The organism is Mesorhizobium sp. ISC25 (assembly GCF_042295465.1).
GTDB lineage: Bacteria > Pseudomonadota > Alphaproteobacteria > Rhizobiales > Rhizobiaceae > Mesorhizobium.
Map to the genome: position 1 here is coordinate 6,439,000 of NZ_CP135441.1, position 18,942 is coordinate 6,457,941.

General features: G+C 61.4%; 18 protein-coding genes. 14 read left to right on the top strand and 4 right to left on the bottom strand.

Annotated features, from left to right (window positions below; genetic code table 11):
• The first annotated feature begins 107 nt into the window (after positions 1-107).
• From RQ479_RS31710 to RQ479_RS31750, 9 genes are all read left to right on the top strand, one after another.
• Positions 108-1,136, top strand: coding sequence for an ABC transporter permease (locus tag RQ479_RS31710; RefSeq protein WP_376703615.1), 1,029 nt, complete (start codon positions 108-110; stop codon positions 1,134-1,136).
• Positions 1,136-2,110, top strand: a complete 975-nt coding sequence (locus tag RQ479_RS31715) for an ABC transporter permease (protein WP_376703616.1) — start codon at positions 1,136-1,138, stop codon at positions 2,108-2,110. Before RQ479_RS31710 ends, RQ479_RS31715 begins: the two co-directional genes overlap by 1 nt.
• Entirely contained in the window at positions 2,100-3,125 is a 1,026-nt protein-coding gene (locus tag RQ479_RS31720; RefSeq protein ID WP_376703617.1) for an ABC transporter ATP-binding protein, read from the top strand. The genes RQ479_RS31715 and RQ479_RS31720 overlap by 11 nt, the downstream gene beginning before the upstream one ends.
• A complete protein-coding gene (locus RQ479_RS31725) occupies positions 3,122-4,114 on the top strand; it encodes an ABC transporter ATP-binding protein (protein WP_376703618.1) in 993 nt (330 codons plus the stop codon). Before RQ479_RS31720 ends, RQ479_RS31725 begins: the two co-directional genes overlap by 4 nt.
• A 332-nt stretch (positions 4,115-4,446) precedes the next feature.
• Entirely contained in the window at positions 4,447-5,655 is a 1,209-nt protein-coding gene (locus RQ479_RS31730; protein WP_376703619.1) for an ABC transporter substrate-binding protein, read from the top strand.
• 11 nt (positions 5,656-5,666) lie between these two features.
• The gene (locus RQ479_RS31735) at positions 5,667-6,440 is read left to right on the top strand and encodes an ABC transporter ATP-binding protein (RefSeq protein WP_376703620.1); all 774 of its coding nucleotides are present in this window, start codon (positions 5,667-5,669) and stop codon (positions 6,438-6,440) included.
• A complete protein-coding gene (locus tag RQ479_RS31740) occupies positions 6,433-7,143 on the top strand; it encodes an ABC transporter ATP-binding protein (RefSeq protein WP_352661984.1) in 711 nt (236 codons plus the stop codon). The genes RQ479_RS31735 and RQ479_RS31740 overlap by 8 nt, the downstream gene beginning before the upstream one ends.
• Positions 7,144-7,150: 7 nt before the next feature.
• On the top strand, positions 7,151-8,038 hold the full coding sequence (locus tag RQ479_RS31745) for a branched-chain amino acid ABC transporter permease (RefSeq protein WP_376703622.1): 888 nt from the start codon (positions 7,151-7,153) through the stop codon (positions 8,036-8,038).
• 1 nt (position 8,039) lies between these two features.
• The gene (locus RQ479_RS31750; RefSeq protein ID WP_376703623.1) at positions 8,040-9,017 is read left to right on the top strand and encodes a branched-chain amino acid ABC transporter permease; all 978 of its coding nucleotides are present in this window, start codon (positions 8,040-8,042) and stop codon (positions 9,015-9,017) included.
• Between the two features lie 19 nt (positions 9,018-9,036).
• Here RQ479_RS31750 and RQ479_RS31755 read toward each other — a convergent pair whose 3' ends face one another.
• The 4 genes from RQ479_RS31755 to RQ479_RS31770 are packed head-to-tail and all read right to left on the bottom strand — an operon-like array spanning position 9,037 to position 13,063.
• Positions 9,037-10,209 carry an ABC transporter ATP-binding protein gene (locus tag RQ479_RS31755; RefSeq protein WP_376703624.1) on the bottom strand — a complete coding sequence of 391 codons (1,173 nt, stop codon included), beginning with the start codon at positions 10,207-10,209 and terminating at the stop codon, positions 9,037-9,039.
• A complete protein-coding gene (locus RQ479_RS31760) occupies positions 10,202-11,344 on the bottom strand; it encodes an extracellular solute-binding protein (protein WP_376703625.1) in 1,143 nt (380 codons plus the stop codon). Before RQ479_RS31760 ends, RQ479_RS31755 begins: the two co-directional genes overlap by 8 nt.
• 22 nt (positions 11,345-11,366) lie before the next feature.
• A complete protein-coding gene (locus RQ479_RS31765) occupies positions 11,367-12,188 on the bottom strand; it encodes an ABC transporter permease (RefSeq protein ID WP_352467122.1) in 822 nt (273 codons plus the stop codon).
• The gene (locus tag RQ479_RS31770) at positions 12,185-13,063 is read right to left on the bottom strand and encodes an ABC transporter permease (RefSeq protein WP_376703626.1); all 879 of its coding nucleotides are present in this window, start codon (positions 13,061-13,063) and stop codon (positions 12,185-12,187) included. Before RQ479_RS31770 ends, RQ479_RS31765 begins: the two co-directional genes overlap by 4 nt.
• Before the next feature lie 250 nt (positions 13,064-13,313).
• Here RQ479_RS31770 and RQ479_RS31775 point away from each other — a divergent pair, with 250 nt between their 5' ends.
• From RQ479_RS31775 to RQ479_RS31795, 5 genes are all read left to right on the top strand, one after another.
• On the top strand, positions 13,314-14,240 hold the full coding sequence (locus RQ479_RS31775; protein WP_376703627.1) for an ArsR/SmtB family transcription factor: 927 nt from the start codon (positions 13,314-13,316) through the stop codon (positions 14,238-14,240).
• A 184-nt stretch (positions 14,241-14,424) separates the two neighbouring features.
• Complete coding sequence (locus tag RQ479_RS31780; RefSeq protein ID WP_376703628.1) at positions 14,425-15,936, top strand: alpha-N-arabinofuranosidase; 1,512 nt, start codon at positions 14,425-14,427, stop codon at positions 15,934-15,936.
• Between the two features lie 43 nt (positions 15,937-15,979).
• Positions 15,980-17,071 (top strand): ABC transporter ATP-binding protein, encoded by a 1,092-nt coding sequence (locus RQ479_RS31785; RefSeq protein ID WP_376703629.1) that lies wholly within the window; start codon positions 15,980-15,982, stop codon positions 17,069-17,071.
• A 19-nt stretch (positions 17,072-17,090) separates the two neighbouring features.
• Complete coding sequence (locus RQ479_RS31790) at positions 17,091-18,008, top strand: carbohydrate ABC transporter permease (protein WP_376706059.1); 918 nt, start codon at positions 17,091-17,093, stop codon at positions 18,006-18,008.
• Positions 18,005-18,853, top strand: coding sequence for a carbohydrate ABC transporter permease (locus tag RQ479_RS31795; protein WP_376703630.1), 849 nt, complete (start codon positions 18,005-18,007; stop codon positions 18,851-18,853). Before RQ479_RS31790 ends, RQ479_RS31795 begins: the two co-directional genes overlap by 4 nt.
• The last annotated feature ends 89 nt before the right edge of the window (positions 18,854-18,942 follow it).

Here is an 18,942-nt window from a genome sequence, read left to right on the forward strand (position 1 = left end):
CCGACCGGAGCCAATGCGACGGAGTGCCGCTGGCTCTCCGTCGCATTTCCTTTTCCGGCGGATCAGCGCATCTTCGAGGCCGCGATTTTTCCTAGGCAATCCTGTTCATGGTCAATGTCATTGCGGACCAGCCCGCCATCCCGGTTCGCCGGGCCACCGATGGTCCGTGGCGCACCGCTTGGCGCAAGCTGAAAGGCGATCGTTCGGCAATATCTGCCTTCGCCGTGCTCGTCGTCATCGTGATCGCCTCGCTCGCGGCGCCGCTTTATGCGCGATACGTCTCCGGCACCGATCCATTTGTGACCAATCTCAATGGTGAGATCGTCGTCGATGGGGTGACCCAGCCGGTGCTGCAGCCCTCCACCGAAGGCCTTGGCCTCGGCATGACGCCGATCGGGCCGACCTGGCGCATCGGCCCCTATGTGCTCGGTGCCGACAACCAGGGCCGTGACGTCGCGGCGCGGCTGCTTTACGGCGGACGGGATTCGCTGTTGATCTCGGGTGCTGCAGCCCTGCTGTGCCTTGTCCTCGCGACGTTTCTGGGGGTCGTTTCCGGCTTCTTCGGCGGCATCGTCGACATCGGCCTGTCGCGCATTCTCGACGTGCTCTGGGCCTTTCCGATTTTCCTGTTGGCGATTTCGTTGTCGATCGTGCTGATTGCGCAGAGCATCCAGATCGGTCCATTCGAAATCCGCTCCGGCAGCCTGTGGCTACCGGTCTTCATCATCGGCATCGTCTATGTGCCCTATGTGGCGCGGCCGATCCGCGGCCATGTCCTGACCTTGATGCATGCCGAATTCGTCACCGCTGCGATCGGCCTAGGCGCGTCGCCCTGGCGCATCCTTTTGCGCGACATCATGCCCAATGTCGTGACCCGCATCATCGTTTTCGTGCCGTTGATTCTTGCGCTCAACATGATGACCGAATCCTCGCTGTCGTTCCTGTCGATCGGCGTGCAGCCGCCGGATGCCAGCTGGGGCACGATCATCCAGGACGGCCAGGGCCTGCTCTATTCGCGGCCGGTCGTGGCACTGGCGCCGGGGTTAGCCATTGTGATCACGGTGCTGGCCCTCAACATTCTGGGCGACGGCGTGCGCGACGCGCTCGATCCGAAATCCTCGCCGAGGGGCGTCTAGTGGTTGCCGCGCTCGGCTTCCGGCTTGGCCAGATGGTGCTGGTCATGTTCGGCATCAGTGTCGTCGCTTTCCTGATCTTCTTTGCGACGCCCGGCGCCGATCCATCGGCGCGCATTGCCGGCCGCAATGCTTCGCAAGAGACGTTGATGCAGGTGCGCCACGATTTCGGTCTCGACCGGCCATTGCCGGTGCAATATGGGCTGATGATGAACCGGCTTTTCGTCAGCCGCGATCTCACCTCCTTCGTCAATCGCGGGCAACGCGTCATTCCGACCGTGATAAGCGCCATTCCCGTAACGCTGTCGCTGGTCGGTGGCGCGGCAGTGCTGTGGGTGCTCGGCGGATTGATCGTCGGGGTGATCGCAGGCGCAACGCGCAGTACATTCGTGGATCGGGCGCTGATGATCCTGAGCTTGATAGGCGTGTCGATCCCGGTCTTCTGGCTGGGCGAGGTCGCCAACCTGCTGACACAAAGCCGCTGGCACGACAGCTGGCTGTTTTCCTGGGTTCCTCCGCTCGGCTACATCCCCCTGACCGAGAACCCCTGGGGCTGGTTCAAGGCGCTCGTCATTCCGTGGTTCACGCTGGCAACCCTTTATGTCGGCCTCTATGGCCGGGTGCTGCGGGCAAGCCTGATCGAGATGATGCAGGAGGATTTCATCCGCACGGCCCGGGCCAAGGGGATCGGCGAACGCCGGGTGCTGCTGCACCATGGCCTCAGGACCTCGCTGGTCGCATTTGTTACCATGTTCGGCCTCGATTTTGGTGCCCTGGTCGGTGGCGGCGCGCTGCTGACCGAAGTGGTCTTCGGACTGCAGGGCGTCGGAAAACTCACGTACGAGGCGCTGCAGACGCTCGATCTGCCGATGATCCTGGCCACGGTGATCTACGCCGCCTTCTTCGTGGTGATGGCAAACTTCGTCGTCGACGTGGTCTTCGTCTTCATCGACCCGAGAGCGCGCAATGTCGGCTGATGCTCCTCTTCTGGTGGTCAAGGACCTCACCGTCTCCTTCCGCAGCGACGAGGGCCTGGTGCGCGCGGTGGGAGGTGTTTCGTTCTCCGTCGAGCAGCGCGAGATCGTCGGTGTGGTTGGCGAGTCCGGTTCGGGCAAAAGCCAGACCTTGCTCGCCATTATGGGGCTGATCGACAGCCCCAACGCTATCGTCTCCGGTTCCATCCGTTTCATGGGACAGGAACTGATCGGACTCAAGCGGCGTGCGCTCGATGCCATTCGCGGCCGCCAGATCGCGATGATCTTCCAGGATCCGATGTCGGCGCTCACCCCGGTGCATACGATCGGCAACCAGATCGCCGAGCAGGTGCGCGCGCATGAAAAAGTGTCGGCGAAAGCGGCACGGGCGAGGGCCGTGCAATTGCTGGATGCGGTCGGCATCGCAAATCCGGATCGGGTCGTCGACAGCTACCCGCACCAGCTTTCTGGCGGCATGCGCCAGCGCGCGGTGATTGCCATGGCACTCTCGTGCAACCCGGCGCTGCTCGTCGCGGATGAACCGACTACAGCCCTCGATGTTACGGTGCAGGCGCAGATCCTCGAACTGATCGGACGATTGCGCGACCAGTTCGGTTCCGCCGTGATCCTGGTCACGCACGATCTTGGCGTCGTCGCCGAAGTCGCGGATCGGGTACTGGTGATGTATGGCGGACGCTTTGTCGAGGAGGGCGGCAAGAGCAGCGTGTTTCGGGCGCCGCTGCATCCCTACACATGGGGCTTGTTCGGCTCGATCCCGCCGATGGAGGGACCACGTCCAGCCCGGCTCGCCGCCATCCCGGGGGTTCCGCCCTCGCTCTCCAACCTGCCGAAAGGCTGCGCCTTCGGCCCCCGTTGCGCCTTTCGCCACGACGCCTGCCTGGCTGAGCTGCCGATCATGCAAGGCGGGAGCCATCGCGCCGCCTGCCTGTTGCCGGAGCCTACGCGCAGGCAATTCGCTGCCCAGAGGCCTGGCGGCGTGGTGGAGATGCAACGATGAATGCCATGCCACGCGAACGTCCGCTGCTTCGTGCCGGCGACCTGTCGAAGCGCTATAGCGTCGGCCGCTCGATCTTCCCGGCGCAGCGCCGGACCGTGCATGCGGTCGATACGGTGTCGCTCGACATCTGGCCCGGGGAGACCCTCGGCATCGTCGGCGAGTCCGGTTGCGGCAAATCCACGCTTGGCCGGTGTCTGGTGCGTCTGACCGAAATCAGCTCGGGGTCGCTGGAATTCGAGGGCCGCGACATCAGCGACGCTTCCCAGCGCCAGCTTCGTCCGTTGCGGCGGCAGATGCAGATGGTCTTTCAGGATCCCAGCGCTTCGCTCAATCCGCGCCGGCGGGTCGGCGATCTGCTGGCCGATCCATTCCGCATCCATGAACGCCTCTCGGCATCGGAAATGGCGGACCGCGTGGCCGAGCTCCTGCGCCGGGTCGACTTGTCGCCCCAGCACGCATCGCGCTACCCGCACGAATTCTCCGGCGGCCAGCGCCAGCGTATCGGCATCGCCCGCGCGCTGGCGCTGCGGCCACGGCTGATCGTGGCAGACGAGCCGGTCTCGGCGCTCGACGTGTCGATCCAGGCGCAGATCGTCAATCTGCTCGCCGACCTGCGCGAGGAGTTCAACCTGACCTATGTGTTCATCGCCCACGACCTTTCCGTGGTGCGCCAGATCTCGAGCCGTGTGGCGGTCATGTATCTGGGATCGATCGTGGAGAGCGGGCCGACCGACGAGGTCTTTGCGGCGCCCAGACATCATTACACCGCAGCGCTGCGTTCCGCCGTGCCGGTACCCAGCATCGACCGGGTGCGGCGCGGGCGGCTGGTGCTCAAGGGTGACCTGCCCAGCCCGATGAACCCACCCTCGGGGTGCCGGTTCCACACCCGCTGCCCAGCCGCCACCTCCCTCTGCCGCAGCGAGCGTCCGCTTCTTCAAAGCATCGGCGATGGCCGCCTGGTTGCATGTCATCATCCAGCCGAGGGTTGACGATGGGAATTCTCGGTCAGCGATATCGGATCAGGACCGTTCAGCCGTAATCGTTGCTTCGGCGAGAATAGAGGCCGATCTGGACGGCGCACGATCCGACGCTATGTTGCGCTTCGGCGGTGCGCGGCCGGCATCGCAAATGCCTAATACTAAAGTAACTGTTCTCGCGTTGCCGAGCGATGCTACGATTTGAGGGACGGGCATAAGCGGCCGTAGAGCGCTGCGTGATTTTGCGCCGGAGAGGATGGAATGTGGGAGGCCACTCTTCCGTGCCGCAGCAGGCAGCCGCCGATATGTTGCTCGGTTGTCGATCATAAGGGAGGAAGTCACCAATGAAGATATCGTACCTGGTCTCGGCCGCGCTTCTTGCAGCGACTGCGATGCCTGCCGCAGCCGCCGAGATTTCCGACGGCAAGGTCAAGATCGGCATTCTCAACGACCAGTCGGGCGTCTATGCCGATTTCGGCGGCAAGTGGTCGGTCGAGGCCGCCAAGATGGCGGTCGAGGATTTCGGTGGCAAGGTGCAAGGTGCGCCGGTCGAGATCGTCAGCGCCGACCACCAGAACAAGCCGGACATCGCCTCCAACATTGCGCGGCAGTGGTATGACACCGAACAGGTCGATTCCATCATGGAACTGACAACCTCCTCGGTGGCGCTCGCCGTCCAGGGGATTTCCAAGGAAAAGAAGAAAATCGACATCGTCACCGGCGCCGCGACCACCGAGCTTACCGGCAAACAGTGCTCGCCCTATGGCTTCCACTGGGCCTACGACACGCATTCGCAGGCAGTGGGGACCGGTGGTGCTCTCGTCCAGCAAGGCGGCGACAGCTGGTTCTTCGTCACCGTCGATTATGCATTCGGCTATTCGCTGAAGGAGCAGACCGCAAAGTTCGTCGAGAGCCATGGCGGCAAGGTGGTTGGCGAGGTGCGCTACCCGCTCGGCTCGACCGATTATTCATCCTTCCTGCTGCAGGCGCAATCGTCGGGTGCCAAGGTCATCGGCCTGGCGAATGCCGGCCTCGACACCTCTAACTCGATCAAGCAAGCGGCCGAATTCGGCATCGTGCAGGGCGGCCAACGTCTTGCAGCACTTCTGTTCACGCTGGCCGAGGTGCATGGGCTCGGCCTCGAAGCGGCGCAAGGCGTGGTGCTGACCGAAGGTTTCTACTGGGATCGCGATGACAAGAGCCGCGATTTCGCCCAGCGGTTCTTCAAGCGCACCAACCGCATGCCGAACATGATCCAGGCCGCCACCTATTCAGCGGTGACCCAGTATTTGAAGGCGATCGACAAAGCCGGCACCGATGGAACCGAGGCGGTCGCCAAGGAATTGCATGCGATGCCAGTGAACGACGTCTTTACGGCAAACGGCAAAGTGCAGGCCGACGGCAACATGGTTCACGACATGTATCTTTATCAGGTCAAGTCGCCGAGCGAGAGCACCAAGGAGTGGGACTATTACAAACCGCTCGCCACGATCCCCGGTAACGAGGCGTTCCTGAGCCCCAAGGAGAGCGGCTGTCCCACGGCTGGCGAGTGATTGGCGGACCGATGGAACCGCCCGAACCGAGTGAGCCGCGGGTGGTGCTTTCCGCCCGCGGTTTGCGGCGCGACTTCGCCGGTTTCGTCGCGGTCAGGAATGTCGATCTCGACCTCTACCACGGCAACATCCACGCACTGATCGGACCTAACGGTGCCGGCAAGACCACCGTCTTCAACCTGCTCACCAAGTTCCTGCCGCCGACCAGCGGCAGGATCGAACTGCTCGGCCACGACATCACCCGCACCTCGCCGGCCAAGGTCGCGCGGATGGGCCTGGTGCGCTCGTTCCAGATATCGGCGGTGTTTCCGCATCTCAGCGTGCTCGATAATGTGCGCGTTGCGCTGCAGCGGCCGGGCGGGCTCAGCGTTCAGTTCTGGCGCTCGCTGGCGGCCCTCGACCGGTTGACGCCGCGCGCCGAGGAGCTTTTGCGATCGGTCGGCCTCGACGATGCCAAGAACAGGCCCGCCGCCGATCTCTCCTATGGCAGGAAACGCGTGCTCGAGATCGCCACGACGCTGGCGCTCGACCCGAAAGTGCTGCTGCTCGACGAGCCGATGGCCGGCATGGGGCATGAGGATGTGCGCACGGTTTCCGACATCATCCGCTCGGTCGCCAAGGAGCGCGCGGTGCTGATGGTCGAGCACAATCTGACTGTTGTAGCCGATCTTTGCGACTGGATAACCGTCATGCAGCGCGGCGAAATCCTTGCCGCCGGCGACTACGCCTCGGTCAGCCGCGACGAGCAGGTGAGGATCGCCTATATGGGCACCGCCGATGAGTGACGCCGCGCCGCTTCTCGCAGTCCGCGGCCTCAACGCCTGGTATGGCGAGAGCCATGCGCTGCACGGCGTCGATCTGGAGGTCTTTCCAGGTGAAACGGTGACGTTGCTGGGCCGCAACGGCGTCGGCAAGACCACGACATTGCGCGCCATTATCGGGCTGATCCGCCAGCGGACCGGCCAGATTTTTTTCGACGGCAAGGATCTGATGCGCCTGCCATTGCACCGGACGGCGCATCAAGGCATTGGCCTGGTGCCGGAGGAACGCGGCATCTTCGCAACATTGACCGTGGACGAGAATTTGGTCCTGCCGCCGATCGTCGCCGAGGGCGGCATGAGCGTGGAGGAAATATTCGATCTCTTCCCCAATCTGAAGGAGCGCCGCAACAGCCCCGGAACCAGGCTGTCGGGCGGCGAACAGCAGATGCTGGCGATTGCGCGCATGCTGCGGACCGGCGTGAAAATGCTGCTTCTCGATGAGCCGACCGAGGGCCTGGCTCCGGTCATCGTGCAGCGCATTGGCGATCTGCTGGCGACGATGAAAAAGCGCGGCATGACGATCCTGCTGGTCGAGCAGAATTTCCGCTTTGCCAGCCGCGTCACCGACCGTTTCTACCTGATGGAGCACGGCAAGGTCGTGGCGGGCTTTCCGGTCGGCGAACTGCCGGATCGCATGACGCTGCTGCATGAAGTGCTGGGTGTATGATGGCGCCATGACGATGATCTTCGGAATACCCGTTCAGGCATTCCTCGGCCAATTGCTGGTCGGCCTCATCAACGGCTCGTTCTACGCAATGTTGAGCCTGGGCCTGGCTGTCATATTCGGCCTGTTGCGCGTCATCAATTTCGCTCACGGCGCGCTCTATATGCTCGGCGCCTTCATCGGCTACCTGCTTCTCACCCGGTTCGGCATCGGCTACTGGCCGGCTCTGATCGTGACGCCGCTGATCGTCGGCGGCTTCGGCGTCGTGGTCGAGCGCCTGGCGCTGTCGAGGCTTTACGACATCGACCCGCTCTACGGTCTGCTTTTCACCTTTGGGCTCGCGCTCGTGCTCGAAGGGGTGTTCCGTTACTACTATGGCGTATCGGGAAGTCCTTATTCCGTGCCGCCGCTGCTCTCCGGGGGAACCAATCTCGGCTTCATGTTCCTGCCTAATTACCGCGGCTGGGTGGTGGTCGCCTCGATGATCGTATGTTTCGGCACCTGGGCGCTTATCGAGAAGACCAGGCTGGGCTCCTATCTGCGCGCGGCAACGGAGAACCCCGGCCTGGTGCAGGCTTTCGGCGTCAACGTGCCGTTGCTGCTGACCCTCACCTACGGCCTCGGCGCCGCTCTTGCCGGGCTTGCGGGGGTTCTCGCCGCGCCGATCTATCAGGTGAGCCCGCTGATGGGATCTGACCTCATCATCGTCGTCTTCGCCGTCGTCGTGGTCGGCGGCATGGGATCGATCCTCGGGGCGATCGTCACCGGTTACATGCTTGGCCTCGCCGAAGGCTTGACCAAGGTTTTCTATCCCGAAGCCTCCAATCTGGTGGTCTTCGTCATCATGGCGATCGTGCTTCTGGTCCGGCCAGCCGGCCTGTTCGGAAGGGATGCCTGAGATGGCCGAACTCTCACTTCGCGAGACGCGCGCCAAAAGTTCGGTATGGCTTGAATGGACGCTGGTGGGGCTCGGCATCCTGGCGCTGCTGGTGGCGCCTTTCTTCGTCTATCCGATCTTCCTGATGAAGATGCTGTGCTTTGCGCTGTTTGCCTGCGCGTTCAACCTTCTGCTCGGCTACACCGGGCTGTTGTCCTTCGGCCATGCGACATTCTTCGGGGGGGCGGCCTATTTCACAGCATACGCGGTCAAGGTCTGGGGCTGGCCGCCGGAAGCGGGCATCCTGCTCGGTGTCCTGGGAGCCGCGCTGCTCGGCCTTGTGATGGGCTTCTTTGCCATCCGCCGGCAAGGCATCTATTTCGCCATGATCACGCTGGCGCTGTCGCAGATGTTCTTCTTCTTCTGCGTGCAGGCGCCGTTCACCGGAGGTGAGGACGGCATCCAGGGCGTGCCGCGCGGCAGGTTGCTTGGAACGCTCGACCTGAACGTCTCCATGAACATCTATTATTTCGTGCTGGCAGTCTTCCTGATCGGCGTGTTCGCCATCTGGCGCATCATCAACTCGCCTTTCGGCATGATCCTGCGTTCCATCCGGGAAAACGAGAGCCGGGCCATTTCGCTGGGCTATTCCGTTGCCAATTACAAGCTGGCGGCATTCGTCATGTCGGCGACATTGGCCGGGCTGGCCGGCGCGCTCAAGGCGATCGTTTTTCAGTTTGCCACGCTCACCGACGTCACCTGGCAGATGTCGGGCGAGGTGATTCTGATGACGCTCCTCGGCGGCATCGGCACCATGGTCGGGCCGATCATCGGCGCCAGTCTGATCGTCGGCCTGGAAAACACGCTCGCCACCTCGAGTTTTCCGGTGACCATCGCCACCGGCCTGACCTTCATGGTCTGCGTGCTGGTTTTCCGGCGCGGTATTGTCGGTGAGGTCTATGCGCGGTTTCTCGGCCCAAAGGGTGACGCGAAAGACTGAACGGCTCAGTTCCACCTCGCTAGGCGATGCGTAAGCCTTGCGCATCGAGAAGCACGCAGCCCAGCGGATCGAAGCAGACTTCGACCGTTTCGCCTTCACGCAGCGGCTGGCCATCGATCAGCGTGTTGGCGCGCACCAGCGTGCCGGCGCCGATGTCGATCTCGTAGACCGCATTGCCGCCGAGATAGGAGGTCGAGACGATCCGTCCCGCCAGCCTGTTGGCAGCACCGGCGGTACCGACGGTAAGCTTCTGCGGGCGAACGACGACGGTGACCGCGCTGCCGGTCGCGAGCGCCTTCGGCGCGGCTGCCTTTACGACATGGCCGCTGGCCAGCGCGATCGTCGCCATCTTGCCGTCCATCACTGTCACGCTGCCGGGCAGCATGTTGGCCTTGCCCAGGAAATTGGCGACGAATGCGGTGGCCGGCCGGTCATAGACCTGAGCGGGGGAGCCGATCTGCTCGATCAGGCCGGCGTTCATCACGACGATGTGGTCGGACATCGACAAGGCTTCTTCCTGGTCGTGCGTCACGAAGATAGCGGTGATGCCCGTCTCCCTCTGGATCTTCTTGATCTCGACGCGCATGTCCTCGCGCATATTGGCGTCGAGCGCCGACAAGGGCTCGTCCAGCAGCAGCACTTCCGGCTCGAAGACAATGGCGCGGGCCAGTGCGATGCGTTGCTGCTGGCCGCCCGAGAGCTGTGACGGCAGCTTTGTCTCACTGCCGGGCAGCCGCACCATATCCAGCGCCTTCTTGACCCGGCGCACGATTTCCGGTTTCGGCACGTTTCGGTATTTCAGGCCGAATGCGACGTTGTCGAAGACGTTCTTGTGCGGAAAGAGCGCGTAGTTCTGGAACACCAGACCAATGTTGCGCTTGTAGATCGGGATGTCGTCGACCCGCTTTCCGCCGATCGAGATCTGGCCACTGGAGATGTCGACCAGGCCCGCGATCGATCGCAGGATCGTCGTCTTGCCGCACCCGGACGGCCCCAGCAAGGTGACGAAACTACCCTTGCGGATCGCCAGTGAAAAATCGCGCACGGCGGCGAACTTGCCGTAGAAAATATCGATGTCGCGAAACTCGACCGCAGGCTTTCCTATCGGCTGCCGCTCGCTCTGCGCGAGCGGGTCGCCAGCAGCCCCGGCCGAAGCCGGCCGGGGCTGGTCGTGGCTGTTGTCGTCATGCACCTTTCGACACCCTGTCCCATTGCTTGGTCCAGGCGTCTTCGTTCTTCGCCCAGTAGAGCGGATCGGCGAAGGTCAGGGACTTCATCGATCCGGTCGGGTCGAAGGCCGGAAGCGCGGCGATCTTGTCGGTCAGCTTCACCTTGGTCGGATCGAGCGATGGCGGATAGTTCTGGCCTTCGGCGACGGCGATCGACGTGGCCGGATCCAGCATGAAATTGATCAGCTCCTCGCATTCGGCCATCGGCGATCCCTTGAGCACCAGCATGTCCTCCATCCATGCGTATGAGCCGGCGGGGTCGAGATAGCCGATCGGCTGGCCCTGCTGCTGCAGGGCGGCGACACGTCCTGACCAGGCGTCGGTGACGACGATCTCGTTGCGCGACAGGAGGTCCATGAGTTCCGCGCCGGAACTCCAGAATTTCTTGGCCAGGTCGCGGGTCTCGCGAACCTTGGCCCAGACCGCATCCATATCCTGGATGTTGTTGGGGTCCTGTTTCGTCTGCAGCGCCGCATACCAGACGCGCGTCGTCATATCGGCGTAGCCGCCGATCTTGCCGGCATATTTCGTGTCGGTAAGCAGGTTGGCGCCCTTTTCTTTGGCTTCCTCCGGCGAGATGACCTTGTTGTTGTAGGCGATGCCGGTGGTGCCGTAATCATATGGCACTGCCGACAGCTTCGGCGTGATCTTGCGGAACGGCTCGATCATGGCGGTCAGCACATTCGCCATGTTTGGAATGTTCGCCTCGTTGATCTCCGAATTGAAACCGCCATTGACGTATTTGATGTAGTAGTTGACGCCGGAAGAATGGACGATCTGGAAGTCGCCTGGTTTCGAGGTCTTGATCTTGGTGATGATCTCGTTCTCGTCGCCAAAGGTGCCCTGGACGACCTTGACCTTGGACTTGGCGGTGTAAGGCTGGAACGCGTACTTGTCGATCGCCTCCTGCACCACGCCGCCCCATCCGTCGAAGCGCACTTCCGAAACCGCGGCCAGCGCCCGTCCCATCCAGGGCAGGGAAAGCCCGGTGGCGGCGGCAGCGGCGGCCGTCAGCGTCAGGAATGATCGCCGGCTGATGTCGCCATTGGCATAGCGTTCGTTGAGCCTCTCCAGTCGTTTGGTGGTTGTCAGTTTCATTTCCATTCTCCCATTTTCATTTTCACTTGCCTGCTTTGAACCAGGTGAGGCTTTGCAGGATGAGCCCGCCAGCCAAGGGAATGCCGACCGTCAAAAGGATCATGACGGTTCCGAGCGCGTTCACCTCGGGGCTGATCGAGATCTTCAGCATCGAAAGGATTTGCGTCGGCATGGTCTCGACGCCCGCCGGCCGCCAGAACAGGCTGGCCGAGGTGTTGTCGAACGAAATGGTGAAAGCGAGCAGAACACTGGCAAGCACTGCGGGAATGAGCAGCGGCAGCGTGATTTCGCGGAATGTCGACACACGCGGCGCTCCGAGCGACAGTGCCGCCTCCTCATAGGAACGTTTAATGCCGACCATGCGCGCCTGGACGATCAGCACCACGTAGGGGAGCGTGAGCAGAATGTGGCCGAGCACCAGAAGCGTCATACTGCGCGGCTGGTCGACGGCTTTGATCATGACCAGCAGGCCGACGCCGAGTATCGTTTCGGGGACCAGCGCGGGAAGAATGACAAGCGTGTTGATCGCCTGCTTGCCACGGAACTCGAAGCGCACCAGCGCCAATGCCGCCATGATGCCGAGCAGCGTCGTCACCGTCGCCGTCACCAGGGCAATCCACATCGATGTCCGGAAGGCGTCGAGAACCGGCTCGTTGGTGAGCAGCTTCTCATACCATCGCAGGCTGAAGCCGGTGAGGGGAAAGCCGCCGAACATCGAGGCGTTGAAGGAAAGCACGACCGTGGCGATGATCGGCGCGAACATGAAGACATAGACGCACACCGTGATCGCGCCGGTCAGCCGCCACGCCCATCTGCCTTCGCGATCGGGATGATCCGCTCTCATGCACTGAGACCCTTCATGATCTGCGACAGGCCCATATAGCGGCTGTAAGCGGCCGCGGCCGCGCCGAGCAGGACGAACAGGACGATGGAAAGCGTTGCGCCCATCGGCCAGTTGAGCTGCCCCATGATGGTGTCGTAGATCAAGTTGCCGAACAGCGCGTCGCGGCTTCCGCCGAGCAGCTGCGGCGTCACATAGGAGCCGGCCGCCAGCACGAAGCAGAGCAGCAGCCCGGCGCCCAGCCCCGGCATCGATAGCGGCAGGGTCACTTCGCGGAACGCCTGCGCGCTGGTGCAGCCCATCGAGCGGGCGGCGGCGATCAGCGTGCGGTCGATGCTTTCCAGGCTGACATAGACGTTCAGGATCATATAGGGCAGCAGAAAATGCAGCAGCCCCATGATGACGGCGCCCTCGGTGTAGAGCATCGGCAACGGCTCGTTGATAACCCCCAGCCTGATGAGCACGACGTTGATCAGCCCCTGTTCGCCGAGAATATGGATCCACGAGAATGTCCGGATAGTGAAGCTGATCCAGAACGGCACGATGAGCAGAAGCAACAGCAGCCATTTGTGCCTGAAAGTCGTGGCCCAGATGAAATAGGCGGGGAAATAGCCAAGGATCGCGCAAATCACAGCGGTGATGGCGCCGACGCGAACGGTCTTCCAAAGAAAGCCGTGATAGTAACTATCGGTGAGGAATTCCTTCCAGTTGTCGAAGGTCAGCACCGCCGACTCCACCCCCGCGGTGACGAAGGTGAAGAACGTGTAGACCGTCATCATCGCGATCGGCAGCACCAGAAGCAGGGTAAGCAGCAAAAGCACAGGCGCGACAAGGACCCAGGCCAGTCGCTGATCGTATAATTTCCACCCTTTGGTCACGACCCGTCCAACCGCTTTAAGTGCAAGCCGCCATCACCGGGCTCGGCTCCGGACTAGATTGGGCGATCGGCGTTCAGGTGTCCACTCTGCATATGGCTCCTGCACAAATTCTGTGCAGGGCCACCGCGCGACCACCGGCCTTGCTGGATTCAACAAATTGCCCGGGGTTCTGCCTGCGCATTGATTAAATCAGATATCCCGATATACAGGATAATTTCGGATATAGATTTTGCATGGGTCGGACAATTTCATGAGTCGCAATTTTCTGGTGATTGAACCTGAGGACGGCATTGCCGTGCTCAAGGGGCTTGCCTCCTCGGCGCGTATCTCGATGCTGAAACTGCTGCATGAGAAGGGGCCGATGAATGTCAACGAAATCGCCGCCGTGCTGTCGCTGCCGCAGTCGACCGTCTCGACCAACATCCAGGTGCTGGAGGATGCGGGGCTGATCCGCACCGAGAATCTGAAAGCGAAGAAAGGCAGTCAGAAAATCTGTTATCCGACGGCCGAAGAAGTGCTCGTCGTGTTCAAGAGCGAATATCGTGCGGTCAAGAACGACGCGATCGAAGTGTCGATGCCGATCGGGCTTTACACCGGCTTCGAGGTTACCGCGCCCTGCGGCCTTTGCTCGCCGGACGGCATCATCGGTCTGCTCGATGTTCCCAACACTTTCCTCGATCCGGACCGCATGAAAGCCGGTCTGCTATGGTTCACGCGCGGTTTTGTCGAATACCAGTTCCCCAACAATGCCAAGCTCGCCAATGCCGAGATCACCGAACTCGAAGTGGCGATAGAGCTGTCCTCGGAAGTGCCGGGCACCAGCGCCGATTGGCCCTCGGACATTACGCTGACAATCAATGGCGTCGACGTCGGCACCTGGACGTCGCCGGGGGATTTCGGCGACAAGCGCGGCGTCTTCACGCCCTCCTGGTGGAAGCTCAAGGGCTCGCAATACGGCAAGTTGAAGAACTGGCGAATTGCCAATGACGGCACCTATGTCGACGGCCTCAGGATTTCCGAAACCGGCCTCGCCGCACTCGATCTGAAGAGCCATCATTCAATCCGCATCCGTATCGGCGTCAAGGACGACGCCAAGCGCCCCGGCGGGATCAACATTTTCGGCAAGGGCTTTGGAAATTACGATCAGGACATCCTGCTCAGGATCAAAACTGGTTGATATCATGAAACCGGGTTCTGAAGATAACTTAGCAATTTCAACCAGTTGGCTTTCTGCTATGCAAAAGCGTTCGTCTAATTGTCCTACATTTGGGTATTTTGGCTTGACGAAGGGCTGCCAATCCCGCTTTGATATCGGGCAAGATGATTTAAATCATCGTTTGTGATATCGATGGGAGGAATGCATGAAGGCAGCCGTTACGGCTCATCCGCATTATGTTGTCTCGGAAATCGATCCGAGGCTCTACGGATCCTTCATCGAGCATCTGGGGCGGGCAGTTTACACCGGCATCTATGAGCCCGGCCATCCGACAGCGGACGCCAACGGCATGCGTCAGGACGTCATCGATCTCGTCAGGGAACTCAATGTTCCGATCGTCCGCTATCCCGGCGGCAATTTCGTCTCGGCCTACAATTGGGAAGACGGCATTGGCCCCAAGGAACAGCGCCCAGTCCGCCTCGACCTTGCCTGGCACACATCGGAAAGCAACGAAGTCGGCCTGCATGAATTTGCCGATTGGTGCACCTGCGCCAACACCGAGATGATGCTTGCCGTCAATCTCGGCTCGCGCGGCCTCGACGAAGCCCGCAACCTTCTCGAGTACGCCAACCATCCCGGCGGCAGCAAATGGAGCGACAAGCGCATCGCCAACGGCCGCAAGGAGCCCTTCGACGTCAAGCTCTGGTGCCTCGGCAATGAAATGGATGGCCCCTGGCAGATCGGCCACAAGACCGCGGACGAGTATGGCCGCCTGGCGCATGAGACGGCCAAGGCCATGCGCGCCTTCTCCAAGTCACTCGAGCTGGTGGTCTGCGGCTCTTCGAATGCCAAGATGCCCACCTACCCTGAATGGGAAGCGACGGTTCTCGACCATACCTACAACGAGGTCGACTACATCTCGCTGCACATGTATTTCGACAACGAAGCCAACGACGCTCCGAACTATCTCGCCATGAGCGAAAAGCTCGACGGCTACATTGTCTCGGTCGCCGGCGTCATCGAGTATATCAAGGCCAAGAAGCGCTCCAACAAGCAGGTCTACATCTCGTTCGACGAATGGAACGTCTGGTACCATTCCAAGGAGCAGGACAGGAAGATACTCGGCGGCAGCGACGGCTGGCCGTTCGCCCCGCCGTTGCTCGAAGACATCTATAATTTCGAGGATGTGCTGCAGGTCGGCCTGATCCTCAACACCTTCATCCGCCGCTCCGATGTCGTCAAGATCGCCTGCCTGGCACAACTGGTCAATGTCATCGCGCCGATCATGACCGTTCCGAATGGCCCGGCATGGCGGCAGACGATTTTTTATCCCTATCTGTTTGCTTCTAACTGTGGCCGCGGCAATGCGTTGGATCTCAAGGTGGAAAGCCCGACCTACAAATCCAGCGTTGCGGGCGACGTCGCCTATGTCGATGTTGCCGGCGTGCACGACAGGCAAACCGGCCACGTCACCTTCTTCGCCGTCAACCGCCATTCGAGCGAGGCAATCGAAACAGTGGTCGACCTCACCGGCTTCGGCGCGGCGGAGATCGTCGATCACCGGGTGATGGCACACGCCGATCTGAAAGCCGTCAATTCGGCCGAAAACCCTGGCAATGTCGGCCCCAGGAAGGGTGAGGGAGCCTCGCTCGCCGGCGGCAAGCTGAGCCTGTCGCTGCCGGCCTATTCCTACCAGGTCATACGCTTGAGGCTCTGAGTTCAGGCGGATCATCGAGAAAACGCTGAGGAGGAGCGTCGACGTGACGGCCGATATCGAGATCAGAAACGTGAGCAAACAGTTCGGTGCCATGACCGTGCTGGATCATCTGTCGCTCTCCATAAGGGCACGCGAATTCATCGTGTTCCTGGGACCGTCCGGCTGCGGAAAATCGACGCTTCTTCGAATGATCGCCGGGCTCGAAGCTGTCGATAGCGGCGAGATTGCCATCAATAACGAGCGCATCGATCATTTGCCGCCGGGCAAGCGCGGCATTGCCATGGTGTTCCAGTCCTATGCGCTTTATCCGCATATGACGGTGCGCGACAACATGGCCTTCGGGCTTGCGAATATCGGCGTACCAGGCAAGGTCATCGAGGCGCGCATCAACGAAGCCGCCCGCATCCTGGAAATGCCGCATCTGCTCGATCGCAAGCCGGGCCAGCTCTCGGGCGGTCAGCGCCAGCGCGTCGCCATCGGCCGTGCGATCGTCAAGGAGCCGAAGGCCTTTCTGTTCGACGAGCCGCTCTCCAATCTCGATGCGGCGTTGCGCACCCGTACCCGCATCGAGCTTGCCCAGCTTCACCAGCGGCTGCAATCGACGATGATCTTCGTCACCCACGACCAGGTCGAGGCAATGACGCTGGCCGACCGCATCGTCGTCATGAACAATCGCAAGATCGACCAGATCGGTACCCCGATGGAGATCTACGAGCGCCCGGCGACCAAATTCGTCGCGGGTTTCGTCGGCGCGCCGGCGATGAACTTCGTCGATGCGACGCTCGACAAATCCGGCGAGAACGCCACGGCCAGGTTTGCGGACGGCGTCTCGGTGCAGACCGAGATCGCCTCCAGCCAACTGACCGACGGCAACTACACTTTCGGCATCCGTTCGGAAGACGTGCGCATCGTTGCGGCCGGACAGGGCAATGCCGACGGCGTCGTCGATGTGCTCGAGCGGCTCGGCGAACGCACCCTGATCTACGCGCGGCTGGGCGATGGCCAGCAGATCGTCGGCTCGGATTCCGGCAACAGCCGCGTTGCCGTCGGCGACAGAATCGGGCTCGCCTTCGACGGCCAGAAATCGCATCTGTTCAACGAGACCGGCCGCGCCTGGCATGCGAGGGAGGCCTGAGATGGCTGACCGGCTGGCGATGTCCCCGACCGCGACGCTTGCTGTCGGCGTCAGAGCCCCAACCGCCGACATCTATGCGCCGCAATGGCGAAACTTCATTTTCGTGGCGCCATTCTTGTTCTTCTTCACCACGCTGCTGCTCTTCCCGCTGCTCTGGGGGATGTGGCTGAGTTTCCACAAGGCCGACACGTTCTCGTCCGGAAATTTTGTCGGTCTCGGCAATTACGCCAGGCTGTATCACGACAAGGTCTTCCTGCAATCGATCTGGAACACCTTCTACTTCGTGCTTCTGACGGTGCCGACGCTGGCGCTGATCGGCCTTTTCCTGGCGCTTTGCCTCAACCGCCGCACGCGCACTGCCGCGGTTTTGCGGACGCTGTTCTTTTCCTCCTCGGTGCTGTCGGTCACCATCGTCACGCTGATCTGGCGCATCGTCTTCATTCCGAATGTCGGCCTGTTGTCGACGATCTACGGATGGTTCGGCGCAACGGCCCCGGCCTTCATTTCCGATCCCAATCTGGCCATGGTCGGCATCGCCATTGCCACCATCTGGTGGTGCATCGGCCTGCCGATGATGCTCTTTCTCTCGGCGCTCCAGCAGATTCCGCAGGATATTTACGAGGCGGCAGCCCTGGACAATGCCAATCGCTGGCAGACGCTACGCTCGATCACGCTGCCGTCGATCAAGCGCACCTTCATCCTGGTGATCATCATCCAGATCGTGCTGCAATTCCAGCTGTTCGGCCAAGCCTGGCTGATGACGCGCGGCGGTCCGAACAACCTGACCAAGCCGATCGTGCTCTACATCTACGATACCGCATTCCGTCGCTGGGATCTCGGCCTGGGTGCCGCGGCATCGGAAATCCTGTTCATCCTCATCCTGATCGCGGCCATGGCCCAGTACCTGGTGACACGCAGCAGGGGAGACCAAGCATGAGCGCTCCAGCCACTTCCATCAAGGGACGGGCATTTGGCGACCATGTGCTATTAGCCCTCGTCATCCTGCTTTCGATCGTCATGATCGCGCCGGTTCTGTGGGTGATCGGCCTGTCGCTCAAGGACAATACGGAGCTGATGGCCGATCCGAATTCGGTGTTTCACGCGCCCTATACGCTGAAGAACTACATCAACACCGTCGGCACCTCGTCGGTGTTCATCTGGGTGCGCAACAGCATCATCGTCTCGGGCGGATTGACGCTCGGCACGTTGATCCTGTCGTCGCTCGCCGGCTACGGCTTTGCACGGCTGAATTTCCCCGGCCGAGACGTGCTGTTCGTGATTGTGCTGTTCGGCCTGGCGGTCCCGGAACAGGCCGTGCTCGTCGCCCGTCATCAGATCTTCAGCATGCTGAAGTTCCACAACACCTATCAAGGGCTTATTCTGCCGGGCCTTTCAGCTCCGTTCGGCGTCTTCCTGATGACCCAGTATTTCAAAGCCATCCCGAAGGAACTGGACGAAGCCGCCATGCTCGATAACGCCAGCCGGCTCAGGATTTTCTGGAAGGTGCTTCTGCCGCTCACGCTGCCTGCGCAGGCAACGCTCGGCATCTTCACCTTTCTCGGCGCGTGGAACGACTACTTCTGGCCGCTGATTTCGGCGACGAGGAAGGACATTCTCACGCTGACGGTCGGCATGGCCTCGACCCAGACCAATTTCGCCCAGTCCGAAGGCATCGGCTTCCTGATGGCACAGGCGGTGTTTGCCGGTGCACCGATCCTGATCGTCTACCTGTTCTTCCAGAAATACATCGTCACGGCGGTCTCCGGCGCTGCTGTGAGATAACGAAGATTGCCTGACGGCCGGGGGGAATGCGCAGCAATTGAAGCACGAAAGCCAATCCAGGGTGGAGCGGCGGAAACTCAGTAGGAGGA

Bases quoted from the DNA above. Each gene is read 5' to 3' on its own strand.
- RQ479_RS31710 (WP_376703615.1), top strand. From the start codon at position 108: ATGGTCAATGTCATTGCGGACCAGCCCGCCATCCCGGTTCGCCGGGCC.
- RQ479_RS31720 (WP_376703617.1), top strand. From the start codon at position 2,100: ATGTCGGCTGATGCTCCTCTTCTGGTGGTCAAGGACCTCACCGTCTCC.
- RQ479_RS31725 (WP_376703618.1), top strand. From the start codon at position 3,122: ATGAATGCCATGCCACGCGAACGTCCGCTGCTTCGTGCCGGCGACCTG.
- RQ479_RS31730 (WP_376703619.1), top strand. From the start codon at position 4,447: ATGAAGATATCGTACCTGGTCTCGGCCGCGCTTCTTGCAGCGACTGCG.
- RQ479_RS31735 (WP_376703620.1), top strand. From the start codon at position 5,667: ATGGAACCGCCCGAACCGAGTGAGCCGCGGGTGGTGCTTTCCGCCCGC.
- RQ479_RS31740 (WP_352661984.1), top strand. From the start codon at position 6,433: ATGAGTGACGCCGCGCCGCTTCTCGCAGTCCGCGGCCTCAACGCCTGG.
- RQ479_RS31745 (WP_376703622.1), top strand. From the start codon at position 7,151: ATGACGATGATCTTCGGAATACCCGTTCAGGCATTCCTCGGCCAATTG.
- RQ479_RS31750 (WP_376703623.1), top strand. From the start codon at position 8,040: ATGGCCGAACTCTCACTTCGCGAGACGCGCGCCAAAAGTTCGGTATGG.
- RQ479_RS31760 (WP_376703625.1), bottom strand. From the start codon at position 11,344: ATGAAACTGACAACCACCAAACGACTGGAGAGGCTCAACGAACGCTAT.
- RQ479_RS31765 (WP_352467122.1), bottom strand. From the start codon at position 12,188: ATGAGAGCGGATCATCCCGATCGCGAAGGCAGATGGGCGTGGCGGCTG.
- RQ479_RS31775 (WP_376703627.1), top strand. From the start codon at position 13,314: ATGAGTCGCAATTTTCTGGTGATTGAACCTGAGGACGGCATTGCCGTG.
- RQ479_RS31780 (WP_376703628.1), top strand. From the start codon at position 14,425: ATGAAGGCAGCCGTTACGGCTCATCCGCATTATGTTGTCTCGGAAATC.
- RQ479_RS31790 (WP_376706059.1), top strand. From the start codon at position 17,091: ATGTCCCCGACCGCGACGCTTGCTGTCGGCGTCAGAGCCCCAACCGCC.
- RQ479_RS31795 (WP_376703630.1), top strand. From the start codon at position 18,005: ATGAGCGCTCCAGCCACTTCCATCAAGGGACGGGCATTTGGCGACCAT.